This window comes from Pantoea sp. BR_17 (assembly GCF_041955125.1).
Lineage (GTDB): Bacteria > Pseudomonadota > Gammaproteobacteria > Enterobacterales > Enterobacteriaceae > Pantoea > Pantoea stewartii.
In genome coordinates, this window is record NZ_JAVAXT010000016.1 from 61,782 (window position 1) to 76,490 (window position 14,709).

Annotated in this window: 17 protein-coding genes; 10 read left to right on the forward strand and 7 right to left on the reverse strand. The window is 52.5% G+C overall.

Translation table 11 applies throughout. From position 1 onward, the window contains the following. The first annotated feature begins 95 nt into the window (after positions 1 to 95). The gene (locus tag RAC60_RS20440; protein WP_033738067.1) at positions 96 to 1,181 is read left to right on the forward strand and encodes a glycosyltransferase; all 1,086 of its coding nucleotides are present in this window, start codon (positions 96 to 98) and stop codon (positions 1,179 to 1,181) included. Between the two features lie 102 nt (positions 1,182 to 1,283). On the opposite strand, the gene RAC60_RS20445 is transcribed toward RAC60_RS20440, so the two are convergent. Beyond that, positions 1,284 to 2,366, reverse strand: coding sequence for a glycosyltransferase family 9 protein (locus tag RAC60_RS20445; protein ID WP_054632869.1), 1,083 nt, complete (start codon positions 2,364 to 2,366; stop codon positions 1,284 to 1,286). A gap of 164 nt (positions 2,367 to 2,530) precedes the next feature. On the opposite strand from RAC60_RS20445, the gene RAC60_RS20450 reads away from it, so the two are divergent. The 6 genes from RAC60_RS20450 to coaD all read left to right on the forward strand — a co-directional run bounded on the left by RAC60_RS20450 (position 2,531) and on the right by coaD (position 8,431). After that, on the forward strand, positions 2,531 to 3,532 hold the full coding sequence (locus RAC60_RS20450) for a glycosyltransferase (protein WP_375094226.1): 1,002 nt from the start codon (positions 2,531 to 2,533) through the stop codon (positions 3,530 to 3,532). A 73-nt stretch (positions 3,533 to 3,605) separates the two neighbouring features. Then, positions 3,606 to 4,682 carry a putative lipopolysaccharide heptosyltransferase III gene (rfaQ, locus tag RAC60_RS20455; RefSeq protein ID WP_375094227.1) on the forward strand — a complete coding sequence of 359 codons (1,077 nt, stop codon included), beginning with the start codon at positions 3,606 to 3,608 and terminating at the stop codon, positions 4,680 to 4,682. Beyond that, on the forward strand, positions 4,675 to 5,811 hold the full coding sequence (locus RAC60_RS20460; protein WP_058701566.1) for a glycosyltransferase family 4 protein: 1,137 nt from the start codon (positions 4,675 to 4,677) through the stop codon (positions 5,809 to 5,811). The genes rfaQ and RAC60_RS20460 overlap by 8 nt, the downstream gene beginning before the upstream one ends. A gap of 90 nt (positions 5,812 to 5,901) precedes the next feature. Then, on the forward strand, positions 5,902 to 7,176 hold the full coding sequence (waaA, locus tag RAC60_RS20465; RefSeq protein WP_039342468.1) for a lipid IV(A) 3-deoxy-D-manno-octulosonic acid transferase: 1,275 nt from the start codon (positions 5,902 to 5,904) through the stop codon (positions 7,174 to 7,176). Next, positions 7,176 to 7,955: a glycosyltransferase family 2 protein gene (locus RAC60_RS20470; protein WP_324029425.1), complete on the forward strand. Its 780-nt coding sequence runs from the start codon at positions 7,176 to 7,178 to the stop codon at positions 7,953 to 7,955. The genes waaA and RAC60_RS20470 overlap by 1 nt, the downstream gene beginning before the upstream one ends. After that, positions 7,952 to 8,431: a pantetheine-phosphate adenylyltransferase gene (gene coaD, locus RAC60_RS20475; protein WP_006121252.1), complete on the forward strand. Its 480-nt coding sequence runs from the start codon at positions 7,952 to 7,954 to the stop codon at positions 8,429 to 8,431. The genes RAC60_RS20470 and coaD overlap by 4 nt, the downstream gene beginning before the upstream one ends. On the opposite strand, the gene mutM is transcribed toward coaD, so the two are convergent. The 4 genes from mutM to radC form a co-directional block, all read right to left on the reverse strand. Further along, a complete protein-coding gene (gene mutM / locus RAC60_RS20480) occupies positions 8,428 to 9,237 on the reverse strand; it encodes a bifunctional DNA-formamidopyrimidine glycosylase/DNA-(apurinic or apyrimidinic site) lyase (protein ID WP_006121251.1) in 810 nt (269 codons plus the stop codon). The two genes, coaD and mutM, sit on opposite strands and share 4 nt — an antisense overlap. 69 nt (positions 9,238 to 9,306) lie before the next feature. After that, positions 9,307 to 9,474 carry a 50S ribosomal protein L33 gene (gene rpmG / locus RAC60_RS20485; RefSeq protein WP_001051798.1) on the reverse strand — a complete coding sequence of 56 codons (168 nt, stop codon included), beginning with the start codon at positions 9,472 to 9,474 and terminating at the stop codon, positions 9,307 to 9,309. A gap of 20 nt (positions 9,475 to 9,494) precedes the next feature. Further along, the gene (gene rpmB, locus RAC60_RS20490) at positions 9,495 to 9,731 is read right to left on the reverse strand and encodes a 50S ribosomal protein L28 (protein ID WP_006121249.1); all 237 of its coding nucleotides are present in this window, start codon (positions 9,729 to 9,731) and stop codon (positions 9,495 to 9,497) included. Between the two features lie 238 nt (positions 9,732 to 9,969). Further along, complete coding sequence (gene radC / locus RAC60_RS20495) at positions 9,970 to 10,626, reverse strand: DNA repair protein RadC (RefSeq protein WP_033738055.1); 657 nt, start codon at positions 10,624 to 10,626, stop codon at positions 9,970 to 9,972. Positions 10,627 to 10,807: 181 nt separating this feature from the next. On the opposite strand from radC, the gene coaBC reads away from it, so the two are divergent. The 3 genes from coaBC to slmA all read left to right on the forward strand — a co-directional run bounded on the left by coaBC (position 10,808) and on the right by slmA (position 13,181). Then, a complete protein-coding gene (gene coaBC, locus RAC60_RS20500; RefSeq protein WP_058701585.1) occupies positions 10,808 to 12,028 on the forward strand; it encodes a bifunctional phosphopantothenoylcysteine decarboxylase/phosphopantothenate--cysteine ligase CoaBC in 1,221 nt (406 codons plus the stop codon). Further along, the gene (gene dut / locus RAC60_RS20505) at positions 12,006 to 12,464 is read left to right on the forward strand and encodes a dUTP diphosphatase (RefSeq protein WP_033738053.1); all 459 of its coding nucleotides are present in this window, start codon (positions 12,006 to 12,008) and stop codon (positions 12,462 to 12,464) included. Before coaBC ends, dut begins: the two co-directional genes overlap by 23 nt. A gap of 120 nt (positions 12,465 to 12,584) precedes the next feature. Then, complete coding sequence (gene slmA / locus RAC60_RS20510) at positions 12,585 to 13,181, forward strand: nucleoid occlusion factor SlmA (protein ID WP_006121245.1); 597 nt, start codon at positions 12,585 to 12,587, stop codon at positions 13,179 to 13,181. 30 nt (positions 13,182 to 13,211) lie between these two features. Here slmA and pyrE read toward each other — a convergent pair whose 3' ends face one another. Next, positions 13,212 to 13,853: an orotate phosphoribosyltransferase gene (gene pyrE, locus RAC60_RS20515; RefSeq protein ID WP_006121244.1), complete on the reverse strand. Its 642-nt coding sequence runs from the start codon at positions 13,851 to 13,853 to the stop codon at positions 13,212 to 13,214. 49 nt (positions 13,854 to 13,902) lie between these two features. Beyond that, positions 13,903 to 14,619, reverse strand: a complete 717-nt coding sequence (gene rph, locus RAC60_RS20520; RefSeq protein WP_375094233.1) for a ribonuclease PH — start codon at positions 14,617 to 14,619, stop codon at positions 13,903 to 13,905. Positions 14,620 to 14,709 lie beyond the last annotated feature (90 nt).

Below are 14,709 nucleotides of genomic sequence, written 5' to 3' on the forward strand. Positions count from 1 at the left end.
TTTTGGTATCCCTTTTATGACGGGAAATGTCAGCGTTGAGATCATGCATAAATTGTCGGCGTTGATGAGGTGGTAAGTTGTCCAAGCGTATTTTGATGATAATTGATGGGTTACCCGGCGGCGGCGCTGAAAAAGTGGTGCTGACGCTGGCTCAGGGTATGATCAATGAAGGACATCGCGTATCGCTTTTTTCACTGCGGGACGTTTGCGATTATGCCCTTCCGGCAGGGCTTGATTATCAGGTTATTCGCGACACATGTCGTCGCCCCTGGCGGAAGCTCACAGAAACAGCTCGCCGTGCCACTCTGCTGGACAATGCCGTCCGACTCAGCGAGGCCCGGGAGGGCAAATTTGATTTAGTGCTCTCACATCTTCATAAAACTGACCGCATTGTAAGCGCTTCGCGTGCACTTAACGCCCTTAAGACCTGGTACTGCATCCACGGCGTCTTTTCAGCCTCTTATCTGGCGCGCAAATCCGGCTTTTCGTTGTGGCTTAAACGTCAGAAAATCCGTCACGTCTATCGTAATCGCCAGGTGATAGCCGTTTCTCAGTATGCGCTTGATGATCTAATTACACGCGTTGGCGTGAAACCTTCCCGGACCGGTGTGATTTTCAATCCTTTTGATTTTGATGAAATCAGACAACGCGCATCAGAACCGTGCCCACTTGCAGGCACTGAATTTCTTCTACATATCGGGCGCTTTCATGAAACTAAACGCCACGACCGTTTGCTGGATGCTTATGCGCAAAGTGGGATTCACGCACCTTTAGTTCTACTGGGTCAAGGCAACGAAGGGGCAAAAGAAAAGTTATATCGTCTGGCTCAACAATTGAGTATTTCAGACCGCGTACAATTTGCAGGCTTTCAGTCGAATCCTTATCCCTGGCTACGGCATGCGCGAATGCTGATTTTGAGTTCGGACAGTGAAGGATTTGGCAATGTGCTGATTGAAGCCATGAGCTGTGGAACGCCGGTGGTCAGCACGCGATGCCCCGGTGGACCTGCAAGTATTTTAACCGGCGATTTAGCACGCGGTCTTTCTGAAATGAATGCCGCCTCGCTGGCTGAAAAAATGCGTGACATCTACGCTAATCCGCCCGATTTGAACCAGGTGGACTTAAGCATCTATAGTCTTTCCACGATTTGTCACCAATATCTGCAGTTAGCGGAGACCTGAACCCTCGCGCTCGCCGTTACTTAATTTTTTTGCTCGTTAGCCGTTCTGTCATCGCCTTAACAGATGACAGGAACGGCATGTTCGAGAGGGGCTATGTCTTATTCAGGACGTCTGAAAAAAAACAGGCGACTCACAGAAGGTTGACTGCCTGTATTCTCCTTTTTGCGAGATCCCCTCGAGTTCTCGCCAGGCGTGGATAACGTATTCCGGGGTGAAATCATTGCTTTCACCAGAAGGTGACTGCAAAATTTTGTATTCACCTGACCACGGATGCCAGCCAAGGGCATCCGTATCACCAAAAAACACGACCTGTTTTTTGTGCAAACCCGCTGCGATATGCATTTGACCGCCGTCACTACACAAAATCTGATCACAGCAATGAAAACCCGCCATCAGATCACGCACTGACCCTGTAGGATAGGCTGCTATTCGTGAAGAATTAACTAACTGTAGGAGCTTTTCAGCACGCGCGTTATCTCCCATATCCTCAGGCCCCAGCGCACCCTGAGGTGACCAAAACAGTAATACGCGAGCCTTTTCATCCTTTAAGAGGTGATGGATAAACGCAGCATAATTATCTATTGCCCAGCGGCGCTTTGCACAGCGACTGCTGATATGCACGCCATAAGTCTGGCCCTCAACGGGAAACAACGCATGTACACGCGATTCTGCCTCCTCCCGCTCTGACTTTGTCAGATAAACTCTTACGGGGGGAACGTCGGGTAAATGAGCGGTTAACGATGAGAGGTAAGAGTAGGTGTGTTCAACCTGATGATTTCCAGAAAAATCTGCGCTACTGAAACTTCGGGTAAACCCTTGATTAGGCTGGCCCGCGCCAATGATATTTGTTGCTCCCGCTAAACGTGCGAGACGCAGGCTGTACCTGCAGGGCACCGGATTGGCCAGCACTACCGCATCAAAACGAGTCTGACGCAACATCCAGAAAATTTTCAAACGATGCCAGTAGACACCCATTGCGCTCTCGTTTTTACTACGGTGTTTGGCTTTTTTATAGACATGTAGCGAATCAATGTGGGGATTATTCAGCACCACATCCTGCGCGACTTTGTTAACCAATAATGTCAGTTTTGCCTCGGGAAAAACCTTTTTAATACCTTCCAGCAGCGGGGTGGTACACACCATATCCCCGATGTTATCGCGCCTGATGACGAGAATATTTTTCATACTGTGCCCAGGTTAAAACAGTCATAGCCGGGCTTTTGATCACCCGCACGCAAAAGTTGCATAAAAAATAATTTCTGCTACTCGTTTATTTGACCCTAAATGCACAAAAAGTTCTGAATGCTTTCGTAATAATGCGGGCAAAGTTCCGCCTAGATTTCACTAAAATGCATAATGCCGTGATACAGAATTCGCCTTTATTGTCCATTATCACGCCGATGTTTAATGCTGGTGCCGGTTTTGAAAGCTTTATCCAGTCTTTACTGGCGCAGACGCTCACATCACTTGAAATCATCATCGTTGATGATGGTTCCACCGATGACTCCGGTAAACAGGCTGACAACTACGCGCAACGCTATCCTCACATTCGGGTCATTCACCAACCAAACGGTGGCGTATCCCGTGCGCGCAATGCTGGCCTGGCAGTGGCTCGCGGCAAGTACGTGACCTTTCCTGATGCTGATGACACCATGAAGCCCGACATGTACCAGACGCTGACAGATATGGCAGAAGCGGATAATCTGGATGTAGCGCAATGTAACGCTGAATGGTTTTTTCCGGCCGACAATGCGATTCAACCGCTAATACCGCAGGAGCGCCTTTCTGGCACGACAGTTCTCAGCGGCCCAGAGTGGCTTAACAAGGCGCTGAAAACACATCGCTATAAGCATGTTGTCTGGCTGGGCATTTATCGCCGTGAACTGATTGAAAAAACAAAACTGGCGTTCGAACCCGGACTACACCATCAGGACATTCCGTGGACGACAGAACTTATGCTCAATGTGCAGCGCGTGCGCTACACCGACAGACAACTGTACCGTTATCATACGCATGACGCTTCAATCAGTAACCGCAAGCGCACCGGACAGGCCAATGTCGAATATCAGCGCCATTACCTGAAAATTGCCAGAATGCTGGAAGAGATTAATGCGCGCTACCGCGATAAAGTTAAAATATACCCGACGTTCCATTATCAGGTAACGCACGAAGCCCTGAGCGTTTGTCACAGTATTCGACGTGAGCCCGATGAGGCTGCGCGTCAGGCGATGATTGCAGATGTGTTCGCGACCGGGACGCACAAACGTATGTTGCGCAATGCACGTGGTATTAAGCAGTGGTATCACCTGCTGCTGTGGCTGGGACGGATTTATTACTGGCGCAGGAAATAAGCGCCGTCACTTGCTTTAACCCCTAAAGGGTTTGCCCTACAATCAGCTCACTGAATTTTGAGAGCATTTGAGTATGACAAGCCCGATTCCAGTCCAGTTTGCACCGAAAAAAATACTGATAATCAAACTGCGTCATCATGGCGACATGCTGCTGACCACGCCTGTCATCAATGCTTTGCATCGGCATTACCCACAGGCCGTGATTGATGTTCTGCTCTATAAAGAAACCCGTCCTATGCTGGAAGCACATCCTGCCATCCGCCATCTGCATGTCATTGACCGCGGCTGGAAAAAGGAAGGTGGCTGGCAAAAATTCCGCCATGAAATGGCGCTGGTCGCTGCCGTCCGCAACTGTCAGTATGACCTGGTCATTAACCTTGCCGATCAGTGGCGCAGCGCCATTATCACCGGTTTATCTGGTGCACCAGTACGTATTGGCTTTGCCTTCACAAAACGTGACAAGGCCATCTGGCGCTGGTGCCACACGCATTTGGTTACCACTGAAAATCATGAGCAATTACACACAGTGGAACAAAATCTGTCCGCACTTTCTCCATTGACTATTCCAGCGGAAGGCATCGGTGCCTCAATGCATTTCAGCCCCGACGATGCGCAAAAAGTGCAGGACAAGCTCCGTCAGCAGCAGGTTGCCGTGGGCTATATTGTTTTACAGCCCACTTCACGCTGGCAGTTTAAATGTTGGGAAGAGGACAAGGTCGCGGCCACCATCGATCAGTTAGCCCAAGCCGATCGCAAAGTGATACTGACGGCAGGCCCCGATGCAAATGAACGGGAGATGGTCGAACGTATTCTGGCACAATGCCATTCCCCTCACGTTATCTCGTTTGCGGGTCAACTCTCTTTACCTCAGTTGGCGGCGCTTATCGCGGGCGCGCAACTCTTTATCGGTGTCGACTCCGCGCCCATGCATATGGCGGCGGCGCTGGATACACCCTGCATCGCCCTTTTCGGACCGACCAAGCTGCAGCACTGGCGTCCGTGGGGAGATAACAATCGGGTGATCTGGGCGGGCGACTATGGATCTCTGCCCCATCCGGATTCTATTGATACCCGGACCGATCAGCGTTATTTATCGGCCATCCCGGTTGAGGATGTCGTGAATGCCGCAAGGAGCTATCTGAATGCGTAAGTTACGTCTGGCCATTGTCCGGCAAAAATATCGTCCTGATGGCGGCGCAGAACGGTTTATCTCACGCGCGCTGGAAGCGCTGGGAAGTGAGCAACTGGATCTCAATATCATTACCCGCAGCTGGCAGGGCAAACCCAACCCAGACTGGCATCTGCACATCTGTAATCCAGGCAAACTGGGGCGGGTTTCACGCGAGCGAGGATTTGCACAGGCTGCGCGGGCCTGCTGGGAGCGGGAGAAGTTTGATATCGTACAAAGCCATGAGCGCATCGCAGGCTGTGATATTTTTCGGGCCGGCGATGGCGTTCACCGTGTCTGGCTTGAGCAACGTGCCCGCATTGTATCACCACTACAGCGCCTGAGTGCCAGCCTGAGTCCTTACCATCGTTACGTTTTGCGGGCGGAAGCGGACATGTTCCAGTCTCCCTCACTGAAAGCGGTGATCTGCAATTCTGAGATGGTAAAACAAGACATTTTGCGCTGTTTTACGCTGCAGGCAGACAAAATACACGTTATCTACAATGCGATTGATGCCACGCGCTTTCAGCCTGCGACCGAGGCCACGCGCCATGCCATGCGGACCCAACTGAATCTGCCCACCAACGCGACAGTGCTGATTTACGTGGGATCGGGTTTTGAACGCAAAGGCCTGAAAGCGGCCATTGAAGCGCTGGCCAACAGTCATCGTTATCTGATTGTGGTAGGCCAGGACAAACAGGTAAAACGTTATCAGCAGTTGGCTAATCAACTGAACTGCCTTGACCGCTTGCGTTTTGTCGGCGTGCAGCAGGACGTACAGCCTTTCTATCATGCTGCCGATGGTTTGCTGCTGCCGACCTTATATGATCCCTTCCCCAACGTCGTACTGGAGGCGATGGCCTGTGGTTTACCGGTCATTACCAGCACCGGCTGTGGCGGCGCTGAGTTTATTCGCGAAGGCCAGGAAGGATTTGTTCGCGATGCGCTGGATATTAAAGGCCTGAACCAGGCGATAAACGCCCTGTCGAGTCTGACCGTCGACGCGCGAATGGGAGAAGCGGCGCGGCGCAGGGTTGAGCCATACAGCCCACAGCACCTGGCGCATTCCCTTACCTCCCTCTATGAGCAGGTGCTGCGTACCCAATCATGATGTGAGATGAGTGATCATGCTGTTTCTGATAATATGCAGTAATCTGACTTTAAACTGCTTTTTTGACGCCAACGTGTCATAACGGTAACTATGACGACCATTTACACCGCATTGCTCTATTTCATTCAGCCACTCATCTGGCTGCGCCTGTGGCTGCGCGGTCGTAAAGCCCCGGCCTATCGCAAACGCTGGGCAGAGCGTTATGGCTACTGCGCCGGAAAAGTGAAGCCGGACGGCATTGTCCTGCATTCGGTTTCTGTGGGGGAAACGCTGGCGGCGGTGCCGTTGGTACGCGCGCTGCGTCATCGCTATCCTACCCTGCCCATTACCGTGACCACCATGACGCCAACCGGTTCGGAGCGCGCGCAGTCCGCTTTTGGCAAAGATGTACACCATGTCTATTTGCCTTACGACTTACCCGGCGCCATTAATCGTTTTCTTGATACGGTGAATCCACGTTTGGTCATCATTATGGAAACGGAGCTGTGGCCTAATATCATCCGTATTCTGCATCAGCGCCATATTCCGCTGGTGATCGCCAATGCTCGCCTGTCAGAACGCTCAGCCAAAGGCTATCGCAAGCTGGGCAAGTTTATGCGCAATCTCCTGCAGAGCATCACGCTGATCGCTGCGCAAAATGCCGAGGATGGTGAGCGTTTTATCCAGCTTGGGCTGAAACGCTCTCACCTGTCGATCACCGGCAGCCTGAAATTCGATATTTCAGTTACTCCCGAGCTGGCGGCACGCGCCGTCACGCTGCGTCGCCAATGGGCTCCGCGCCGTCCGGTCTGGATCGCGACCAGTACACATGAAGGTGAAGAAGCGATTCTGTTGGATACGCATCGCCGTTTACTGGAGACCTTTCCCGATCTGCTTCTGATTTTGGTACCACGCCATCCTGAGCGCTTCAACGATGCGCGCGAACTTACTCAAAAACGTCACTTCAGCTTTACCTTACGCAGTAGCGGAGAGATCCCCTCCAGTTCAACACAGGTTGTCATTGGTGACTCAATGGGCGAACTGATGCTGCTCTACGGTATAGCCGACCTGGCTTTCGTAGGAGGCAGCCTGGTTGAGCGTGGCGGTCATAATCCGCTGGAACCGGCAGCCCATGCTATCCCGGTACTGATGGGCCCGCATACCTGGAACTTCAAAGATATTTGCAGCAAACTGCAGGAGGCACAGGGATTGATCACTGTGACTGACGCGGCGTCGCTGGAAAAAGAAGTGACGAATTTGCTACAGGATGACGACTATCGTCGTTATTACGGTCGCCACGCCGTCGAGGTGCTGCACCAAAATCAGGGTGCGCTGCAGCGCCTGCTACAGTTACTTGAACCTCATTTACCGCCACGGGCTCATTGATGACCGCTACGCGCCAACGCCTTTCAGTGGTGATGATTGCCAAAAATGAAGCCGCCTTGCTGCCTGACTGTCTTGCGTCAGTCAGCTGGGCCGATGAAATTATCGTGCTGGATTCCGGAAGTACCGATGACACCTTCTCGCTGGCTCAACAGGCCGGCGCACAGGTTTTTCAGGCAACGGAATGGCAGGGTTATGGAAAACAACGCCAGAGGGCGCAAAGTTTTGCCAGTGGCGATATGATTTTGATGATCGATGCCGACGAGCGCGTGACGCCAGAATTGCGTCAGGCGATTGAACAGGTTCTGGAAGCGCCGCCGGGGCCAACCGTTTACAGCCTCAGTCGTAGCAACCTGTTCCTGGGCCGTTTTATGCGTCACAGCGGCTGGTATCCTGACAGAGTGATGCGTCTGTATCCTCGTACACTGGGTTATAACGATAATCAGGTCCATGAGTCACTCAAGACCGAAGGTGCGCCCGTTAAGGTACTGAAAGGGGATTTACAGCATCTGACCTGCCGTGACCTGATGGTTTTCCAGCGAAAACAACTGGCTTATGCTGAAGCCTGGGCGCAGGAAAGATTCCAGCATGGAAAAACGTGCAGCCTGTTTTCTGTCTTCAGTCATACAGCGGGTGCCTTTGTAAAAACGCTGCTGCTGCGTGCCGGATTCCTTGATGGCAAACAGGGCTGGCTACTGGCAGTCGTTAATGCCCAGTACACATTCAATAAATATGCAGCGCTTTGGGCGCTAAATAAGACTTCGGCGGAAGGGCGCACATGACGACAAAAGCGATTTATCCTGGCACCTTCGATCCCATTACCCTGGGCCATATTGATATCGTCACTCGTGCAGCACAGATGTTTGATCGGCTTGTTGTGGCGATTGCCGCCAGCCCGAGTAAAAAACCGCTGTTTACGCTGGACGAAAGAGTGGCGCTGGCGCAACAGGCCACTGCACATCTGCCCAATGTCGACGTGGTCGGTTTTAGCGATCTGATGGCAAACTTCGCCCGGGCGCAGCAGGCAAATGTGCTGGTTCGTGGATTACGTGCCGTGTCCGATTTTGAATATGAAATGCAGCTCGCGCGTATGAACCGACACCTGTTGCCAACGCTGGAAAGCGTATTTTTAATGCCTTCAGAAGGCTTTTCTTTTATCTCATCGTCACTGGTCAAAGAAGTGGCGCGGCATGGTGGCGATGTCTCTGCCTTCCTGTCCGCACCTGTCCATCAGGCCTTACTCGCAAAGCTGCCTTAATGCTGGCAGTTGGGGCACCAGTAGGTGCTGCGCTGCCCGTGCTTCCCACTTACAATCGGCGTGCCGCACGCCCTGCAGGGTTCGCCAGCCCGGCCGTAAACCTGCAACTCCTGAGCAAAATAGCCTGGCTTGCCATCGCTTTGTAAAAAGTCACGCAATGTCGTTCCACCTTGCTCGATAGAGCGGAGCAGTACCGCTTTAATAGTGTTAGCCAAAAACGCCGCTTCATCGTGAGACAGGCTCATCGCTGCTCGATCAGGCAGGATCCCTGCCGTAAACAGTGACTCGCTCGCATAGATATTGCCCACGCCCACCACGACTTTATTGTCCATCAACCACTGCTTGATCACCGTTCGCTTACCGCGGGATTTTTCAAACAAATAGTCGCCACTGAACATTTCACTCAGTGGTTCTGGACCTAAATGGGCCAGCACGCTGCTTCCGTCCAGATCGCTGCTCCACAACCAGGCACCAAAACGTCGGGGATCGGTGTAGCGCAGGACCTTCCCGTTGCTCATCACCAGGTCAACATGATCGTGTTTGGCGGCAGGCAATTCTTCGGGCAGAACGCGCAGACTGCCAGACATACCAAGATGGATAATGATCCAGCCGTGTGGCAGCTCAAGCAAAAGGTATTTAGCGCGCCGCTGAACACTCAGTACTGGCTGATCGCTTAATGCGAGGATTTCATTGGATACCGGCCAACGCAAGCGTGCGTTGCGAACGACGGCGTGAAGAATTGTTTGACCAACCAGATGTGGCTCAATGCCGCGTCGGCTGGTTTCTACCTCTGGCAACTCTGGCATAACCTCTCCCCTGCGCATTACACAAACAAAAAACCCGGCCGGAGCCGGGTTTTTAGCAGAACACCAAAATTATTTAATTTTGGCTTCTTTGTAGATCACATGCTGACGTACAACCGGATCGAACTTTTTCAGTTCAAGTTTTTCTGGTTTAGTACGTTTGTTCTTCGTGGTGGTATAGAAGTGACCTGTACCAGCAGAGGAAACCAGCTTGATCTTCTCACGAATACCTTTAGCCATGATTCAGTTCCTTAGTACTCTTAGTACTTCTCACCACGGGCACGCATGTCGGCTAACACCGTATCAATGCCCTTTTTATCAATAATACGCATACCTTTTACAGATACACGCAGAGTAACGAAGCGCTTCTCGCTCTCAACCCAAAAACGGTGTGAGTGCAGGTTCGGAAGGAAACGGCGTTTCGTCGCGTTCATTGCGTGGGAACGGTTGTTACCGGTCACCGGACGCTTTCCAGTTACCTGGCAGACTCGTGACATGTCTATTCTCCAAAAATCAAATCAGCTCGAGCTTTAAAAATTAGGTTTTGGCCGCCTCGTCAGGCTTGCAGCCCGCCAGGCGAGTTCCATGGAACCCGCTAAGCTGGCCTAACCGCCAAACCCGAGATTCTCAAAGGTGGCGTAGTATACGCCGCTCGGCCCAAGTGCTCAAGTCCCGAACAGATAAAGATCCCGAATGATCGTGTAAAAAGCCGCCACCTGGACCAGATTTTCAGGCTCAGAGCCATCCGCGTTCGACAAATGAGACAGATTGACCGTGTCCAATCACCAGATGATCAAGCAACCGGATATTCAATAAGCGACAAGCTTCGCAGATTTTTAGTGTAATGTCGCGGTCAGCCTGGCTGGGTTCAGCAATTCCTGACGGATGGTTATGCGCTACGATGAGCGCAGCCGCGTTGATTTTCAGGGCTTCACGCACAATTTCACGAGGATGGACTTCGACGCTGTTGATGGATCCGGAAAACATTTCTCTGGCCATTAATACCCGATGTTGATTATCCAAAAACAGCACGACAAACACCTCACGCTCCTGCCTGGCCAATAATGTCTGCAGGTACTGACGCGTCGCTGCGGGACTGTCAATTGTGCTCTCACGCGCCAGCTGGCTGGCGAAAAACCGTTTGGCCAGTTCTGCCACTGCGCGCATCTGAATCAACTTGATTTCGCCAGCGCCTTTAATGCCCTTAAAGTCTGCAGCCGTCGCATTAACGATATTATAAAGCGACCCCAGCTCCTGCAGCATCTGCTGCGCCAGCATCATGACAGGAACGCCTTTTGAACCTGTTCGTAAGAAAATCGCTAACAGCTCTACGTCACTTAACGCATCCGCACCCCATTGCTGAAGTTTTTCTCGTGGTGGCAAATTTTTCATTGCTGCTCTCCCTGTCGCCCCCTGTATCATCGCGTGCGAACCTATCCGCCACCAGCGCGTGATTGTGATTCTCCGGCATGTCTCGCAAACGCAGCCATTGAAAAGGTGCATGCCACGTTTTGTGATAAAATTCGGCCATTACACCGTCCCTGCGACGGCAATCGAAAATGAGGTCAACAGCATGATGGGATTAGCCGGTAAAAAAGTTCTTCTGGGCGTCAGTGGTGGAATTGCTGCCTATAAAACCCCCGAGCTGGTCCGTCGTCTGCGCGATCGCGGTGCCGATGTCCGCGTGATGATGACCGAGGGCGCAAAGGCTTTTATCACACCACTCAGCCTGCAGGCCGTCTCCGGTTATCCTGTTTTTGATGATCTGCTTGACCCGGCAGCCGAAGCCGCAATGGGACACATTGAGCTGGCCAAATGGGCTGACCTGATCGTGCTGGCCCCGGCCACGGCCGACCTGATTGCGCGCATTACGGCAGGGATGGCCAATGATTTAGTCACCACTGCCGTGCTGGCAACAGCAGCGCCTGTCGCGATTGTGCCGGCGATGAATCAGCAGATGTATCGCGCTGCCGTAACGCAGGAAAACCTGGTCAGGCTTCAGGCGCGCGGCCTGTTAATTTGGGGGCCAGACAGCGGCAGCCAGGCCTGCGGGGATATTGGCCCCGGTCGCATGCTTGACCCTTTAGCTATCGTTGACCACGCCGTTCAGTGGGCCGCGCCCGTCAACGACCTGCAACATCTCAATATTATGATTACCGCGGGCCCTACCCGTGAAGCGATCGACCCCGTGCGTTATATCAGCAACCACAGTTCGGGAAAAATGGGGTTTGCGATTGCGGCGGCGGCGGCAAAGCGCGGCGCCCGCGTTACGCTGGTAAGCGGTCCGGTTGCCCTGCCAACGCCCGCCGGCGTTAAACGAGTGGATGTGACATCGGCCCTGGAAATGCAGGCGGCGGTAATGGGGGAGATAAACGCACAACATATTTTCATTGCAAGCGCAGCCGTGGCAGACTACCGGGCAATTGAGATCGCGGATGAAAAAATAAAGAAACAGGATGACGATGAGAAAGTCAGCCTGCAGCTCATTAAAAATCCCGATATTGTCGCGGGGGTGGCGGCCTTAACGCAGAGCCGGCCATTTGTGGTCGGATTTGCGGCTGAAACCCAGAATGTGGAAGAATACGCCCGAAAAAAACGCGCGCGTAAAAACCTGGACCTGATTTGTGCTAACGATGTGTCAAAAGCAGGCCACGGGTTCAATAGCGACACCAATGCTCTTCACCTTTTTTGGCAGGAAGGAGAAAAAACCTTACCGCTCAGCGATAAGTCACTCCTTGGTCAACTTTTAATAGACGAGATTGTCAGCCGTTATGATGAAAAAAATAGACGTTAAAATTCTTGATGCGCGCGTCGGCAAAGCGTTTCCCTTGCCGACCTATGCGACACCGGGTTCCGCTGGGTTAGACCTTCGTGCCTGTATTGATGATGTGATGGAAATCGCACCCGGCACAACCACATTAATTCCTACCGGTCTGGCTATTCACATCGCCGATCCGAACCTTGCCGCCGTGATTCTTCCGCGCTCTGGCCTGGGCCACAAACATGGTATTGTCCTGGGCAATCTGGTTGGTCTGATTGATGCCGACTATCAGGGACAACTTATGGTATCGGTATGGAATCGCGGGCAGGAAAGCTTTACGCTTCAGCCGGGCGACCGCATGGCCCAGCTGGTTTTTGTCCCTGTCGTCCAGGCCGAATTCAATCTGGTAGACGAGTTTGACGCCAGCTTGCGCGGTGAAGGTGGCTTCGGTCACTCAGGCCGTCAGTAACCAGCACGACCGATTTTCACTTACGCCAATCTTATTATTTCTCATCGCCCCAAGGCTTTCTCTTGTGGCAGATGCGTAGGTGTTGCCTGTATATGGTGAAATTCAGGGGTTTTTAAGGGCATGGCAGAGAAAAAAGTCGTAAAGCGGAATCGCCGCGAGGAGATTTTGCAGGCGCTGGCGCAGATGCTTGAGTCAAGTGATGGCAGCCAACGCATTACTACTGCAAAACTGGCGGCTAACGTCGGTGTATCGGAGGCGGCGCTTTATCGTCACTTTCCCAGTAAAACGCGGATGTTTGACAGCCTGATCGAATTTATTGAAGACAGTCTGATTACCCGCATCAATCTGATCCTGAAAGATGAAAAAGAAACAATGGCGCGCCTGCGTCTTATTGTGCAACTGATTCTGGGATTTGGTGAGCGTAATCCGGGGCTGACGCGGATTTTGACAGGCCACGCGTTAATGTTTGAACAGGACCGTCTGCAGGGGCGCATTAATCAGCTGTTTGAGCGCATTGAAGTGCAGCTACGCCAGGTGATGCGCGAACGCAAAATGCGCGAAGGTGAAGGCTTTCAAACGGATGAAACCTTACTGGCCAGCCAGCTGCTGGCCCTGTGTGAAGGGCTGTTATCGCGGTACGTCCGTTCCGAGTTCCGGTTTAGCCCAACGGCCGACTTTGACACCCGCTGGCCGCTGATTGCGGCACAACTGGTGTAATACAAAGGCGGGCGCAATGCCCGCCAGTTATCAGACGCCGTACGCCTTTTGGTACGCCCGAACCTGCGCTAAATGATCGGCCATATGCGTTTTTTCAGCCAGGTAATCAATCAGGTCGTTAAGCGTAATTATCGCGGTAACTTTGCAGGAATAATCCCGTTCCACTTCCTGAATAGCGGAGAGTTCACCCCGGCCGCGTTCCTGACGGTCCAGTGAAATCAGCACGCCCGCCAGGCTGGCATCATGTGCATTGATAATATCCATGGATTCGCGAATCGCCGTGCCGGCCGTGATGACATCATCGACCAGCATCACTTTACCCTGCAGCGGGCTTCCCACCAGCAAACCGCCCTCACCATGATCTTTCGCTTCTTTACGATTGAAGCAGTAAGGTACGTCACGATCGTGATGATCGGCTAACGCAACGGCTGTGGTGGTGGCGATAGGGATGCCTTTGTAGGCCGGACCAAATAACAAATCAAAATCGATTCCGCTGTCGACTAACGCCTGCGCATAAAACCGTCCCAGCAGCGCTAAATCCCGGCCCGTGTTAAATAAACCGGCATTAAAAAAATAGGGGCTTTTACGACCCGACTTTAATGTGAACTCACCAAATTTGAGCACCTGCTTATTCAGTGCAAATTCAATAAACTGCCGCTGCCAGGCTTTCATGTCTTACTCCTCAGATAAAAAAAAGGCGACTCTGTGGTCGCCTGTTACCTTAATTTTCCAGCGCCGCTTTCTGCGCCTGAATCAATTCTTCAATACCGCCACGCGCTAACGCCAGCAATGCCAGCAGTTCTTCGTGGCTAAAGGGTTCACCTTCAGCGGTGCCCTGCACCTCAATCATGCGGCCATCTTCCATCATGACGACATTCATATCCGTTTCAGCGGCAGAGTCCTCAACGTATTCAAGGTCACACAACGCTTCACCATTGACAATCCCCACTGACACGGCGGCAAGCATGCCTTTCATCGGATTCGCTTTCAGCTTACCACTCGCGACCAGGGAATTAAGCGCATCTGCCAGGGCTACACAGGCGCCAGTAATGGAAGCCGTACGTGTACCGCCATCGGCCTGAATGACGTCACAATCGAGCGTAATCGTGTATTCACCGAGCATGGTGAGATCGACCGCAGCACGCAGTGAACGGGCGATCAGGCGCTGAATTTCAAGCGTGCGACCACCCTGTTTGCCTTTCGCGGCTTCACGTGCCATACGGCTGTGAGTGGAACGCGGCAACATGCCATATTCGGCAGTGACCCAGCCCTGGCCCTGCCCTTTGAGAAAGCGCGGAACTCCTTCATCCACCGTTGCAGTGCAGAGCACTTTGGTTTCACCGAATTCCACCAGAACGGAGCCCTCTGCGTGTTTAGTGTAATTGCGGGTCAATGTGACTGGACGCACCTGATGTGCGCTACGGCCTGCTGGACGCATGGTTATCTCCGGCTTGCTAATGATTGGCTGCGTATTATACGGACTTCCTGGCCTGCTGTCTCTTGCAGTGGTCAGTGCAGCCTGGGATGA